The organism is Streptococcus australis, assembly GCF_003943615.1.
Classification (GTDB): domain Bacteria; phylum Bacillota; class Bacilli; order Lactobacillales; family Streptococcaceae; genus Streptococcus; species Streptococcus australis_C.
Genome location: NZ_RJPZ01000002.1, coordinates 175,519 through 189,333 on the forward strand (window position 1 = coordinate 175,519; position 13,815 = coordinate 189,333).

At 41.0% G+C, this 13,815-nt stretch carries 12 protein-coding genes; 1 reads left to right on the forward strand and 11 read right to left on the reverse strand.

Annotated elements, in window-relative coordinates:
• Nucleotides 1–26: 26 nt before the first annotated feature.
• Entirely contained in the window at nt 27–1,472 is a 1,446-nt protein-coding gene (locus D8785_RS02710) for a UDP-N-acetylmuramoyl-L-alanyl-D-glutamate--L-lysine ligase (protein WP_125374396.1), read from the forward strand.
• Between the two features lie 38 nt (nt 1,473–1,510).
• Here the strand turns inward: D8785_RS02710 and D8785_RS02715 are convergent, their stop codons facing one another.
• The 11 genes from D8785_RS02715 to D8785_RS02775 all read right to left on the reverse strand — a co-directional run bounded on the left by D8785_RS02715 (nt 1,511) and on the right by D8785_RS02775 (nt 13,761).
• The gene (locus D8785_RS02715) at nt 1,511–2,161 is read right to left on the reverse strand and encodes a DUF1803 domain-containing protein (protein ID WP_125374397.1); all 651 of its coding nucleotides are present in this window, start codon (nt 2,159–2,161) and stop codon (nt 1,511–1,513) included.
• The gene (locus D8785_RS02720; RefSeq protein ID WP_125374398.1) at nt 2,145–2,657 is read right to left on the reverse strand and encodes a YiiX/YebB-like N1pC/P60 family cysteine hydrolase; all 513 of its coding nucleotides are present in this window, start codon (nt 2,655–2,657) and stop codon (nt 2,145–2,147) included. The genes D8785_RS02715 and D8785_RS02720 overlap by 17 nt, the downstream gene beginning before the upstream one ends.
• Before the next feature lie 63 nt (nt 2,658–2,720).
• On the reverse strand, nt 2,721–3,656 hold the full coding sequence (locus D8785_RS02725) for a manganese-dependent inorganic pyrophosphatase (RefSeq protein WP_003013157.1): 936 nt from the start codon (nt 3,654–3,656) through the stop codon (nt 2,721–2,723).
• Between the two features lie 127 nt (nt 3,657–3,783).
• Entirely contained in the window at nt 3,784–4,578 is a 795-nt protein-coding gene (gene pflA / locus D8785_RS02730) for a pyruvate formate-lyase-activating protein (protein WP_125374399.1), read from the reverse strand.
• A gap of 355 nt (nt 4,579–4,933) precedes the next feature.
• The gene (locus tag D8785_RS02740) at nt 4,934–5,737 is read right to left on the reverse strand and encodes an ABC transporter ATP-binding protein (protein ID WP_125374400.1); all 804 of its coding nucleotides are present in this window, start codon (nt 5,735–5,737) and stop codon (nt 4,934–4,936) included.
• Nucleotides 5,738–5,750: 13 nt separating this feature from the next.
• The gene (locus tag D8785_RS02745) at nt 5,751–6,644 is read right to left on the reverse strand and encodes an ABC transporter permease (protein ID WP_125374401.1); all 894 of its coding nucleotides are present in this window, start codon (nt 6,642–6,644) and stop codon (nt 5,751–5,753) included.
• A 10-nt stretch (nt 6,645–6,654) separates the two neighbouring features.
• Entirely contained in the window at nt 6,655–7,629 is a 975-nt protein-coding gene (locus D8785_RS02750) for an ABC transporter substrate-binding protein (RefSeq protein WP_125374402.1), read from the reverse strand.
• A 426-nt stretch (nt 7,630–8,055) separates the two neighbouring features.
• Nucleotides 8,056–9,279 (reverse strand): hypothetical protein, encoded by a 1,224-nt coding sequence (locus tag D8785_RS02755; RefSeq protein WP_125374403.1) that lies wholly within the window; start codon nt 9,277–9,279, stop codon nt 8,056–8,058.
• Between the two features lie 111 nt (nt 9,280–9,390).
• Nucleotides 9,391–10,740, reverse strand: a complete 1,350-nt coding sequence (locus tag D8785_RS02760; RefSeq protein ID WP_125374404.1) for a hemolysin family protein — start codon at nt 10,738–10,740, stop codon at nt 9,391–9,393.
• A 104-nt stretch (nt 10,741–10,844) separates the two neighbouring features.
• Nucleotides 10,845–12,326: a M protein trans-acting positive regulator PRD domain-containing protein gene (locus D8785_RS02765; RefSeq protein ID WP_125374405.1), complete on the reverse strand. Its 1,482-nt coding sequence runs from the start codon at nt 12,324–12,326 to the stop codon at nt 10,845–10,847.
• Nucleotides 12,327–12,633: 307 nt separating this feature from the next.
• Nucleotides 12,634–13,761, reverse strand: a complete 1,128-nt coding sequence (locus tag D8785_RS02775; protein WP_125374406.1) for an AI-2E family transporter — start codon at nt 13,759–13,761, stop codon at nt 12,634–12,636.
• Between the last annotated feature and the right edge of the window lie 54 nt (nt 13,762–13,815).

Genomic DNA, 13,815 nt, shown 5'->3' on the forward strand with positions numbered 1-13,815 from the left:
AAGGTCTTTCAGTTTAAAATAGGATTATGATGAAGATAGAAACTGTACTAAACATTTTAAAAGAGGATCACAACTTTCGTGAGATCCTACAAGACGGAGAGTACCACTATTCTGCAAGTGGTGTTTCTTTTAATCAAATTAGCTACGATAGTCGAAAGGTCAACTCCGAGACCCTCTTTTTTGTGAAGGGGGCAAATTTCAAGAAGGAATTTTTGGAGCAAGCGATCGAGCAAGGTTTACAGTGGTATGTCGCTGAGCAGGACTTTGAGGTCAGCATCCCGGCCATTATCGTTACGGACATTAAACAGGCTATGAGCTTGCTTGCCATGGAATTCTATGGCCACCCTGAGCGCCAACTAAAACTCTTGGCTTTTACAGGGACCAAGGGCAAAACCACTTCTGCTTACTATGCCTACAAGATTCTTGAGCAAAGCCATCGTCCTGCCATGCTATCTACCATGAATACAACCTTGGATGGCAAGACCTTCTTTAAATCAACCTTGACCACCCCAGAAAGCATCGATCTGTTTGAAATGATGGCCCAGGCAGTTGCCAATGATCGGACCCACCTGATTATGGAAGTTTCTAGCCAAGCTTATTTGGTGAAACGAGTCTACGGTCTTACTTTTGATGTTGGTGTCTTCCTCAACATCAGCCCTGACCATATTGGACCGATTGAGCATCCAACCTTCGAAGACTACTTCTACCATAAACGTCTCTTGATGGAAAATAGTCGTGCTGTTGTCGTCAATAGTGATATGGACCATTTTAAGATTCTTGCGGAGCAGGTAGCTGAGCAAGACCACGACTTCTACGGTAGTCAATCGACCAACCAAGTCCACAACTCAAAAGCCTTTAGCTTTTCTGTCACTGGTAAGTTAGCAGGGGATTATGATACCCAGCTCATTGGCCACTTCAACCAAGAAAATGCTGTGGCTGCAGGTCTCGCCTGCCTCCGTCTAGGAGCAAGTCTCGAGGACATCAAAAAGGGGATCGCTAAAACGCGTGTTCCTGGTCGGATGGAAGTTTTGACTCAAAAGAATGGAGCAAAAGTTTTTATTGACTATGCCCATAATGGAGATAGCTTGAAAAAACTGCTCTCTGTTGTTGAAACCCATCAGACAGGAACGATTTCACTGGTCCTTGGATCAACTGGGAATAAAGGAGAGAGCCGCCGTAAGGACTTTGGCTTGCTCTTAGAAGACCATCCTGAGATCCAAGTCTTCCTCACAGCGGACGACCCCAACTATGAAGATCCTTTGGCTATCGCTGAAGAAATCAGCAGCTTTATCACGCGCCCTGTCGAGAAAATTGCAGATCGCGAGCAAGCCATTCAACTGGCTATGGCAACTACTAGCAAGCCTGAAGATGCGGTCATTATTGCTGGAAAAGGAGCTGACTGCTACCAAATCGTTAATGGCGTAAAAGAAGAGTATCCCGGTGATGCGGCTGTTGCTGAACGTTATCTATAGTATGTTTAAAGAAGGCTAGGAAAATTCCTAGCCTTCTTCTATTTTTTTCTAAAGATGAATCTTTCTTTATCAAATTCTACAACCAACTCATATTTCCCATCTTCATTTTGAACGATGTAACCTAATAAGACTAAACTATCGACAAAGATGTCTCTGCGCTTTTGCTGGACTTCATCTTTTTTGAGGAACTTGAGCAAAAAGCTGGTCATATACTTGAGTGCATATTCGGGATTGACATCTCCCAAGATGGCATAGAGTTTCTCTTGACCCTCCGTCAAAGGGTATTGGTGTTTCACCTTGTAAAAGTAATTGGACAGGGTCTGTGCCTTTCGCTCGAAGTCAGTCTCTTCTATGAGAATCGCTGCATTGGTCGTGTTGCGAAGTTCTGTTTGGAAGACCTTGGCTTTCAGTTCCTGATAAAGCTCACTATCTTCTCGGACAAAGACTTCTTGATCCAAGTCGACTGCTTCAGCAGATTTCAAGAAAGGCATGCTGAGGGTGTAGCGTCTATTTTCTCGAAGGATGAAGCCCGCTTTGATATATTCCTCCATCAACTTGTCCACTGGCTGATCTGGAAATTGGGCCTTGATTTGTCGTAGGATCACATCATCCTGCTGATCCAGATAGTTAATCAAGTCCTTAAAAAAAGGCTGACGTGTCAAACGTGTGGGATTAATGATTGTAATCATCCATATATCTTTCTTTAAACTGTAGATGGGGAGACTGGGCTAACTGACTGGGATTGGTCCCAGGCTGATTCAGAGGTACAGCTAGTCCTAGTTCTCTATAGTAGTCTCTCCAGAAATCACTGATTTCCTGATTATCTTCACCAAACTTCATGGGAATGGTCTCAAAGATGGGAAGCAGTTCAGCGATGAACTGGGAACAATAGAAACCATCTCCATTTGGATAAAAGGAAGCATTATAGGGAGCCCCTAAAAGGGTTTCTGCTCGCTTTTTAACTTCTTTGTCATCAATCTCTGCATAGCGGTAAAGATCATATCCTTTCTCAGCTTCAAAGAAATCTTCAGAGGACTGAGCCAGAACGCCACCTTCCACCGTGGCATGATAGACCTTACCGTCCAAAAAGATAGCCATATGGCTATAGTTCCCAGTAGATGCCTGGATGGCCTGCCCCATTTCCGTATGATCCCTCACAAAAATCAAATCGCCAGATTCTAACATAGTCTCCTCCTAGCAAAAAAGGAGCCGAAACTCCTTTTTAACAATGGGTTTTCCCATCTATGATTAACCATTAAAGCTTTCAGTTAATTGAGGTACCACTTGTTTCTTACGTGAAACAGCACCTGGAAGGAAAGCGTGGTTATTTTCCAGTTTGAAGTTGAAGGCTGCTTCCACCTTGTCCATATTAGCACCAAGAGCCAAAATTTCTGAGTTTGAGTTGACGATGTCTGTAATCATTAAGACAAAGTCAGAGTAACCGTTAGCTGCATTTGCAGCTTGGATAGCTGCTTCGATTTCAGCTTGGCGTTCCAATACTTCAGCGATATCAACTGTATTGACTTGAGCCACACGGACATTGTTTCCGTTGAGTTCAAACGTCTTAGCATCGATGTCGATCAATTCTTCTGCAGATTTGCTTGCCAAGTTGGTACCAGCTTTGAGCATGGCAAGACCGTATTCTTCCAAGTTCACACCAGCTAATTCAGCCAATTCAGGCGCAATGACTTTATCAGATGGGTGAGTGGTTGGAGATTTCAAAAGAAGGGTATCTGAAATCAAACCTGAAAGCATCAAACCTGCGATTTCTTTTGGAACTGCTACACCGTGTTCTTTGAACATGCGGTAAACAATAGAAGATGCGGATCCAACTGGTTCCAAACGCATGTAAAGTGGGCTTGCTGTTTCAAAGTTAGCCACACGGTGGTGGTCCACAACACCATAAACTTCTACTTCAGCGATATCTGAAACAGATTGTTGGAATTCATTGTGGTCCGTCAAGATGACTTGCTCTGCACCTTCTGCCTTAGCAGATGTAATCACGCGCGGTGCTTCCACACCAAAATAATCCAAGACAAAGGCTGTTTCTTCATTTGGAGTTCCAAGAGCCACTGCTTCTGTATCCAAACCGTAGGCTTCTTTTGCAAGGTAAGCAAAAGCTACAGATGAACCAATAGCATCTGAGTCTGGATTTTGGTGACCAAAAACAAGAATTTTTGACATGTTTCTACCTCTTCATTTTCATTTATAGATTCACTCTATTTTAGCACGTTTTTCCGTTTAAAGAAAGGGAATAGTTGTTCATTTCATCAGAAAAGACAGCTGGAAGGAGCAACTGTCTCGTTTTATGTTATCCTTTAACTCGTTTCAAGTAATCTTGATAACTTTCAGTTTCCATCAAGTCCTTAGCATTCTGAACCCGTTCTTTTGTTGGAGGTTTTACTCCTTCTAGGGAATAAGGAATGCCCAATTCTCGCCACTTGAACTCACCCATGGTATGGTAGGGCAGAATTTCAAATTTATCAACATTTTTAAGGGTTTTAACAAATTTTCCGAGTTCGATCAAATCATCATCTCGGTCTGTCAAACCTGGCACCAAGACGTGACGAATCCAAACCGGCTTGCCAATATCAGACAAATACTTGGCACAGGCCAAAATATTCTTATTGGTTTGACTGGTTACAAATCTGTGCTGTTCATCATTGATTTCCTTAATATCAAGGAGCACCAAGTCTGTCACTGCCATCAGTTTGTCAAATTTTTCCAAGTAACGAGGGGTATTTCGGAAAGGAAGAGCACAAGTATCAAGCGTACAGTGAATGCCCAACTCTTGAGCTTTGGTGAAGAAGGCAATCAAGAAGTCTATCTGCAAGAGGGCTTCTCCGCCACTGACAGTGATCCCACCTTTTTGCCCCCAAAAACCACGATAGCGGAGGGCTTCTTCCAAAACATCATCTACTGTTCGTTCACGAGACTTGTTGGTTTCCATAGCCCAAGTATCCGGGTTATGGCAATACTGACACCGCATTTGACAGCCTTGAAGAAAGACAATAAAACGGATCCCTGGTCCATCTACAGCACCGAAGCTTTCCGTAGAGTGTACCATTCCTGTTACTTTTCCATAGTCAACTGTTTCATTTTCCATGTCTTGTCCTTCTCTCTTGAAAACGTTTTATGACTTTATTATAACATGATTCCTTGTGAATAAAAGGATTTTGACTAGTTTTTAGAAAATAAACTGTTTTTCAATTACATACCATTGTATTAGTACAGGACATTTAAATCGGCCTTTCTCTCCCCTATTCTCTATGGTAAAAAAGAGGCTAGGACAAAAGTCCTAGCCTCTCAATTGTATTTGGATTGTCGAGCAAGACGCAGTGGTTGAGTGGGCTCTACTAGGCTGATTTCATCAGCTTTTACAGCCCTACTCAACTGTGCGGAGGTGGGAAGACGAAATCGAATTCTAACGAATGACCGATTTCTGTCCCACTCTCTTTATTTTATCCCAATACCAATTCGTCACTCACCAAGAGTTCCCCACTGTTCTGATGGAAAAGGCGCATCAAGTCTTCCACTGTCAAGTTTTTCTTTTCTTCTCCTTTAACATCGACCACAATCTTGCCTTGGTAGAGCATGATCAATCGATTGCCATATGCGATGGCATGGTTCATATCGTGCGTAATCATCAAAGTTGTCAAATCATGGCTTTCGACAATCTTTTGCGTCATTTCCATGACCATTTCACTGGTCTTTGGATCGAGCGCTGCGGTGTGTTCATCTAGTAGCAAGAGTTTCGGTTTGACCAAGGCTGCCATGACCAAAGTAAGGGCCTGCCGTTGTCCCCCTGATAAGTATTGCGTATCCACTTTGAGTCGATTCTCCAACCCAATATTGAGTTCCTTCAAAGCAGCTTTAAATTCTTCGCGATCTTTTTCTTTGACCCCCCAACTGAGGCCCCGTCTTGCTCCACGTTTTTTAGCTATGGCCATGTTTTCTTCAATGGTCAAGCGGGAAGCTGTCCCCATCTTAGGATCCTGGAAAACACGGGCGATCTCCTTGGCGCGCTTGCGAACACTGGTCTGCTTAATAGATTTTCCTTCTAAAAGAATATCTCCTTGGTCTACTTGCAAACCACCTGCCAGGATGTTCATCAAGGTAGATTTCCCGGCTCCATTTCCTCCGATGACGGAGATGAAATCCCCTTCTTCTACTGTTAGATCCAAGCCTTTGAGAACATGGTTTTCATTGACCGTGCCTGCTTCGAATGTCTTATGGATGTCTTCAATTTTTAACAATGTTGCCATTTATCTTCTCCTTCTAGTTGCTGATTAGTTTTAATCCACGAATCTTGAGACGTTTCTGGGCTTCTGGTGCAAACAAGACCAAAGCCAAGAGAATGGCGTTAAACAAACGGACTAAGTTTTGGTCTAGGTTTGGAATTTCGTAGATATTGAGGATAATGAGGCGGTAGACAATTGCCCCCACTCCAATCGAAAGCAAGCGTCCTCCAATGGTCAAATCATGGATTAGGACTTCTGCTAAAATAACAGCACTGAGACCTACGACGATGGTCCCTGTACCAGAAGTCACGTCTGAGAAGCCATCTGTCTGAGCGAAGAGAGCCCCACACAATGCAACCAGTCCATTAGAAATCATATAACCGAAAATTTTCATGGTGTCCACATTCACCCCATTGGCCTCACTCATTGGGATATTGTCACCAGTTGAACGAAGAACCAAACCAATCTGGCTTTTCATTAAAAGGGTCAAAATCAGACAGACCAATAACAAACAAGAAAGACTAACAACAAAGACAGCAGCCTCATTGGACAAACCCAACCCCATCACAGACTTGAAGATGGTACTTGAATCTCCAATGGATAAATTAGGGACACCCCCCATGATCTTAATATTGATCGAATAGAGACCAGTCAGTGTCACAATACCTGTTAAGAGAGCGGGGATCTTCATCTTAGTATGAAGGAGGCCAGAAACTAGACCTGCTAACATCCCTGCTAGAATAGAAAAGAGGGTTGCTAGCCATGGGTTTTGACCTGCTTGAATTTGGGATGCAACGACTGCAGCCCCAAGCGGGAAAGCACCTTCTGCTGTCATATCCGCTATATCTAAAATGCGGAATGTTAAGAATATACCAATGGCCATAATCGACCACAATAAACCTTCAGATAAACTTGATAATACTAAATCCATCATCCATCTCCTATTTCTTTTCGTTTATACCAGAGAGATCAATTCCTAATTTCTTAGCCATCTCTTTATTGACATACAATTCTAAATTCTTAGGGGCTTCCACAGCCAGATCGGCTGCCTTTTCCCCTTTCAGGATACGAATCGCCATCCGGGCAGATTGACGACCCAACTCGGTGTAGTCTGTCCCATAGGTATAGAGGCCTCCTACTTTAGCCATTTCAATTGAACCTCCAATGACTGGAACCTTGTGTTTTAAAGAAACTTGTTTGATCGTTTCCATCGTAGAGGAAATAATGTTGTCTGTTGGAATAAAGACTAGGTCGACCTCTGACATCAAACTGTCCGCTGCTGCTTTCACATTATTACTGTCTAAGATGGTTTTCTCTACGACACGGTAGCCTTTGGCCTCAAGGACTTTTTTAGCCTCATCTTTTTGAACGACGGAGTTGGGCTCACTTTGCGTATAGAGGATCCCGATTGTCTTAGCTGTTGGTAAAACCTTTTGAATCAGATCGACTTGTGTAGTAATCGCATCTGAAGATTGGTCACTCGTTCCTGTCACATTGCCACCAGGACGATCCAAGTTTTTGACCAACTTAGCAGCCAGAGGGTCCGTTACCGCAGAAAAGACTACAGGGGTTCTTTTGTTCGTATTGGCGATACTTTGTGCTGATGGAGTCGCAATGGCAAACACAAGGTCACTTTCCTGTGATAATTGATTTGAAATATTTTTCAAATTTCTCTGTTCTCCTTGAGCATTTTGATAATCAATTTCAATCTCTTCTCCATCTACATAGCCTTGTTTTGCTAACTCTTCCACAAAGCCTTTTCGAGTTGCATCAAGAGACTTATGGGTAATATACTGAGAAACCCCAATCTTAATCTTTTGATGCTTAGAGCTCTTCAAGTGATGGAGGGTCAAGAGGGAGGTCATCAGTAGACCAACCACAAGAACCGGGGCAATTAACTTCTTTACAACTTTCATGAAACATGTCTCCTTCTCTAAAACATTCAAACAGAATACAAAAAACCGTTTAGATGATTCTAAACGGTTGGTATCATTCCTCACAAACTTAAAAGTATGCCAGCATTTCTGTCCATTTAGATATCATCTATATGGACCACAATCAAAAATCTTAGCCACATAGATACAAACAAATTGCTCGTTTCGTTTGCATCCATGAGTTCATGTCTACAAACACTATCTAAAGTAGCTAAAGTAAAAGTTTTGATTCAACAATGTGGAGTTTGTGTTTTTCATAAGATTCTGCTTTCGTTTTTTATGTTGACTATCTTACCGAAATTTTTTCAGACTGTCAAGACTAAATTCAGAATTTTTTTAATTATCTTATTTTTTCTTCGTTACCAAACAAAAAGAGTGCCCGATGAGGGCACTAAATGAGCGAATATCTTATTTTTTAAAGGAGTATTCTATTCCATAATCATTTCCATCCACGGAAACTTTCAGCGTTCCATTTTCAATTTTATACTTGAGGTCGTATTGAAGGAAATGACTCGCATCTTCATCCTGAATGAATCGGTGATCTTTTTCATCCACCTCACCTTCAAAGGCTACCATTTTAAGAGTGCCTTTTTTCACATCGATTTCAAGTCCCATATCCTCTAAATAGGAATTCTCACTGTTTTCTTGAATATAGTCTAAGGCATCCTCAACAGAGTAAAAATCATTGTCCCCATCATCATAGAGTTCCTTTGCAGCTCCTTTGAAATCAATCTTACCAATCACACTGATGGTTACTTTTTTCCCTTTTACCTCTACGATCATATCCACATCTTTTACAAATTCACTAGAAATATCTGATGTCGTAGAGAAGGTGCCTGAAAAAGCAGACTTCATTGTCTTTTTCATTTCAGGAGTAGCTGACCATTTCCCTTGAATACTATTTGGATTTTTAGCAAATAAGAAAAAGGCAAGCACAAACAAAACTGCAACGGTAGCTAGACTACATAAACCAATAATAAGCCCTTTTTTAGACTTCTTCACTGGCATTGGACCTTGGCCCATATACGGGGAATTAGTCTGATAATTTAGTTGCCCATTGTTTGGATAGCCTCCCTGCATCTGAGAATTGTTATAGGGCGAGAAGGTTCCTCCTGCTTGAGCGGACTCCTGAACAGGAACTTGTGGCTGGATTCCACCTTGACCAAAAGCTTGTCCTTGTTGTTGAAACGGACTTGTTCCATCTTGGAATTGATTTGGAGCTGGACTTGCACCTCCAAATGGGGCTTGGGTCGGAGCTGGACCTCCAAACTGTGTTTGTTCTGGGGCCTGGGTCGCACCTCCAAATGGCGTTTGTTCTGGAGTTGGCGTCGCACCTCCAAACTGCGTTTGTTCCGGAGTTGGTGTTGCATCTCCAAATTTAGCTTGTTCTGGAGCCGGTGTTGCGCCTCCAAATTTGGCTTGTTCTGGAAACGGTAAGGACCCCCCAAATTGTCCTTGATTAGAAACAGGTGCTGCCCCTTCAAATGGAGATTGAATTGGATTTAACGGCGTATCTGGAGCCACTTGTGTTTCTGGGCTTCCAAACATACCAAATGCTTGTTGTATTTCCTCTTGAGTGGCCGATCGACCATGGACTCTCTCAAACTCTGCTAACCATTCTTCTTGTTTCATTGCTATCTCCTTCTAACCTTTAGTAATTTTATTATAAAGGAATTTAATAGGAGATGCAAACCTGACTAAAATAAGCATAAAAAATCAGGGAAAACCCCTGATTTCATACTCTTATTCTTGAACTTTTGTCGCTTGCTCATCTTCATCGACTAGGTCACTAACCTCAACCTTGACCTTAGTGACACGACCATTTTTTACCTTATCATTTGTAAGGATCAAATGTTTCTTCATGCTATCTACTTCGAAACTCAAGCGCTCTTTGTGCCCTGGAATTCGTCCGACACCAGTCAGGTAGTAGCCTGCAATGGTATCCACATCATCACTTTCCAGCTTCACATCAAAATACTCATTGAAGTCATTTAAGGTCACAATCCCCTGAACAATATAGAGGTTGGGTTCAATTTCAAACACATCATTTTCAGCCTTATCGGTTTCATCATCAATTTCACCGACAATTTCCTCGAGAAGGTCTTCCAAAGTTACTAGACCAGCCATTCCTCCATACTCATCGAGCAAAATAGCCATCTGTTTTTGTGTATTTCGGAGCTCCTTTAAGAGGTCATCCACAAAGATCGTTTCCGGTACAAAGAGAGGTTCCTGAAGGATCTTTCGAAGAACGATGTTATCAAAGCCATTTACAAAGCCCTCATTGAGCAGGCGTTTGGTATGGATGAGACCAATAACATTGTCCTTGTCATCATCATAGACAGGAATGCGAGAAAAATTCTGTTTTAAGATACTTTCGATGATTTCTCTGGTATCATCTTGGATATCCACCATAAAGGCATCCGTACGAGGAACCATTAGCTCACGCGCCATCAGCTCATCTAGTGAAAAGACCCCTTGCAACATTTCAATCTCGTCAGCATCCAGACTCGTTTCACTCTTAGCCAACATATAGGCAATCTCATCTCGTGACATCTCTTCGTCTGCATCATCGAATTGCATAGGGGTCAGACGACTAACCAGATTCGTTGATGCCGATAAAAGCCAGACAAAGGGGCTAACGATTTTCCCTAGTAAAATAACAATTGGAGCCGTCCGAATAGCCAAGCTATCTTTCAGATTCATGGCAATACGCTTGGGATATAACTCACCAAATACAATCGAAATATAGGTCAGAAAAGCCAATGAGAGGAAACTAGCGATCGCACGCGCTGTCTCCGTATTTCCAATCCAGGAAGCTATTACTTTCCCGAGATCATCGGCTAGACTTGCCCCAGACAAGATGGTAATCAAGGTGATACCAACCTGAATCGTAGATAAAAAGTGGTTTGGATTTTCCAATACCTTTAAGAGACGAATATATTTCTTATCGCCTTCCTCCGCTTTTTGCTCTACCCGAGAACGATTCAGCGATACCATCGACATCTCCGTTGCAGAGAAAAAAGCATTTAATAAGGTCAATACAAATAGTAAAACAAATTGCAGTATTAAATCCTGACTGCCAGGGTCTTCCATGGATCTTCTCCTCAATGTATAGTAATAATGCCCATTATATCATATTTTTTAAAATGGTGCATAGTCGCAAAAATTTCCCTCCTAAAAGAGGAGGGAAGGCTTCATTATACTCCAGATCGTGTGAAATCATAAAAGAGTACATTCAGTTTTTCTACAAGTTCCAAAAGGGTTAAACTACTTGTACAAATAAATCTTTTCCCTTTTATATCTGGAATCATAAAGTTGGCAACAATGACATCATATTCGGTGTGCTCTAGTTCATGAAGATTAAAGTCGTGCTTGATGACCTGTGAAAACTCAAAGTTATCCGTACAATAAAATTTTAAGAAATCAATCATGGACTTGGCATGGTGGTCATCGTATCGGCTAATGATTAAGACCTTAACAGCCGTCCGTCTCCTTAGGAGTTGAGGCAATAGATTTTCCCAATGTGAAAATACGGTATAAACCTGATGCTTGAGATTTTCAGGATTTTCATGAAAGCCCATCTCTTTGAGATAGTGATACAAGCCCGTTTCAACATCCTGATAAAATTTTGGGAATAGGGTTCGATAATCCTCATTGGTATAACTCTTGGTATCATAGAGGAGAAATTCACCAAAGATTTCACGTCGCTCCAAATGGGAGGTGTTGTGAATATGCATGATCATCTCTTCATAATTCTCAAGTTCTAAACCATAAGATTCACTCAGGTGATCAAGAAATTGAGAGGCTAAAATATAGGATTTTTTTGTAACAGCATCTTCCTCTGTAGCATCAATCAGACCCTGTGGAGTAAAATAGAAGCGTTTCTGCAGGAAGATAATAAAGAGCTGTTCAATGGTTTCTTCGTTAAATTCTACACCCAGTTGCAAACCAAAATAACGAAGCATCTCATTGATTTTTGGAAGCTCTTGATAGAGATAGGCGTATTGTTCAAAATTATTGGCCCCTTCAATTCGATAACCTTGCTTAATCCGGTAAAGATACACCGTCAGCATAATTTTATAAGAATGGAAGACCGAATAAGTCAGTGGGATTTCCGTCAATTTATAGAAGAAGGTGATGAAATCAATGATGACTTGTTCTCTGATATCTGGAAATGGCCACTCTAAATAATAATACCGCTCTGCAAAATATTGGGAATAGAAAAAGCGAATATCGACTTCGTCTCCCACGACATTTAGAGGATTCAAGGTGATTCGAATATTGTACTTTTCCTGAATAATTTGGTTGATGTTTCGAATCAAGCGATAAAACGATTGTTGACTGAGATCATATCGTCTACAAATTAAGTCACTGGAAACGTCCTTATGAAAGAACAAGTATTCCAAGAGGGAGAAAGCTGTAGATTCTTTAAAAAAGTGATGGTAGACCACCTCGATCCCAACCGAATCATCATAGCTGATCTTAATGCCATTTGTCGAAGACTCAATCAAGAACTCATTAAAGACCGTTCGTAAATTTGAAAGATCCTCTTTTAATGAGCGTTCTGTACAATCTAACATTTCAGCGAGTTCCTTCAAATGAAACCAGCGCTTCTCTCGAATTAATGTTTCTAGCAAACGCATTTGGCGTCGTTGCTTTTTGGCAAGCAATTCTATCATCTTATAGAAACTCCTTGATTTTGTATCATTACTAATTCATTATAACATATTTTCTTAAAGGAAAGGTAAAGGTTTACGATTCAAGTACTTTGCCTATCCTTTCTAAGTCTATATTCAAAAGAGAGTGGGACAGAAATCGGTCATTCGTTAGAATTCGATTTCGTCGTCCCACCTCCGCACAGTTGAGTAGGGTTGTAAAAGCTGATGAAATCAGCGTAGTAGAGCCCACTCAACCACTACGTCTTGCTCGACAATCCAAAGACAATTAAGAGGCTAGGACTTTTATCCCAGCCTCTTGTTTATTCTGTTAGGATTTATTAATAATCCCAAATTCTTCCTGCTTGCGCTGCTCTTGTGTCTTTTTATGATTTTCATACAAGGCTGCGAGAAATTTTACAATCTCTTTACCAATCGAATAAACCGGAATCGCCACAATCATTCCAATTACACCATAGATGTTACTGGATAAGAGCAAGAGGACCATGATCGTAATGGGATGCACCTTCATTACGCCTCCGACAATCCGTGGATAAAGGATGTTTCCATCGATTTGTTGAACAATCAACATGAAGATGACTGCTTTAACCATCATATTGAAATCGGTAAAAGCATAAGTGACCACCATGGGAATCAAGCCGATTGTCGGTCCAATATAAGGAATGAGGTTGGCCAAGGCTGAGAAAATGGCAAAGACCAAGGCATACTTCAAACCGATAAAACTGTAGCCAATAAAGGCTAAAGTCCCGATGATTAAAGCATCGATAGAAATCCCACTAATATAGCGAGAAACTGTTTGGTTGAGACTCACTAAGAGAGAGGTAATATTCCGCCGGTCATTTTTCAGGATCGTCCGCTCTAACATCGGTAGCAACTTCTTCCCATCAATCAAGAAGTAAACCAGGAATATCGGTGTCATCACCAGAATGAAGAGTGTATTCACAATCGTTGATACCACACTACCTAAACTATTGGTCACACTATTTAAGATATTTTGTAGAATATCCACATAAGACAGGTTTAACTGCTGAATGGTTGATTGAATATTGATACTCTGAAAGGCTGGATTCTTAGATAACTTCGTTACAAAACTTTGCACTTCCCAATACAAACCTTGGGTTGAATTAATCAAGCTTGTCAACTGATTGATCAAAATAGGCAAGATATAAACAATCCCATAAATAATCAATCCAAAAAGGGTTACCAAGGTTAATAGAATGCCCCAAATTCGATTCAGATGAAATTTCTTTTCCAAAAATTCTACGATGGGATTGGTGATATAATACAAGAAACCAGCAATCAAAAACGGAAGAATAATGGTATTCAGAACAGATACAAATGGAGAGATGAGGCTTCCCATACTTCCCCAAATATAGAATATAATCGTTAATAATAAGACTTCACAGGTCCAGAAAAATAATTTACTTTTATGAAACATCCCTTTCCTCCTATCTGCTATTTTATCATATTTATGATAAAATAGAGAATATTT

Bases quoted from the DNA above. Each gene is read 5' to 3' on its own strand.
- D8785_RS02725 (WP_003013157.1), bottom strand. From the start codon at position 3,656: ATGTCAAAAATTCTTGTTTTTGGTCACCAAAATCCAGACTCAGATGCT.
- D8785_RS02745 (WP_125374401.1), bottom strand. From the start codon at position 6,644: ATGGATTTAGTATTATCAAGTTTATCTGAAGGTTTATTGTGGTCGATT.
- D8785_RS02765 (WP_125374405.1), bottom strand. From the start codon at position 12,326: ATGATAGAATTGCTTGCCAAAAAGCAACGACGCCAAATGCGTTTGCTA.
- D8785_RS02755 (WP_125374403.1), bottom strand. From the start codon at position 9,279: ATGAAACAAGAAGAATGGTTAGCAGAGTTTGAGAGAGTCCATGGTCGA.
- D8785_RS02750 (WP_125374402.1), bottom strand. From the start codon at position 7,629: ATGAAAGTTGTAAAGAAGTTAATTGCCCCGGTTCTTGTGGTTGGTCTA.
- D8785_RS02720 (WP_125374398.1), bottom strand. From the start codon at position 2,657: ATGTTAGAATCTGGCGATTTGATTTTTGTGAGGGATCATACGGAAATG.
- D8785_RS02740 (WP_125374400.1), bottom strand. From the start codon at position 5,737: ATGGCAACATTGTTAAAAATTGAAGACATCCATAAGACATTCGAAGCA.
- D8785_RS02715 (WP_125374397.1), bottom strand. From the start codon at position 2,161: ATGATTACAATCATTAATCCCACACGTTTGACACGTCAGCCTTTTTTT.
- D8785_RS02710 (WP_125374396.1), top strand. From the start codon at position 27: ATGATGAAGATAGAAACTGTACTAAACATTTTAAAAGAGGATCACAAC.
- D8785_RS02775 (WP_125374406.1), bottom strand. From the start codon at position 13,761: ATGTTTCATAAAAGTAAATTATTTTTCTGGACCTGTGAAGTCTTATTA.
- D8785_RS02760 (WP_125374404.1), bottom strand. From the start codon at position 10,740: ATGGAAGACCCTGGCAGTCAGGATTTAATACTGCAATTTGTTTTACTA.
- pflA (WP_125374399.1), bottom strand. From the start codon at position 4,578: ATGGAAAATGAAACAGTTGACTATGGAAAAGTAACAGGAATGGTACAC.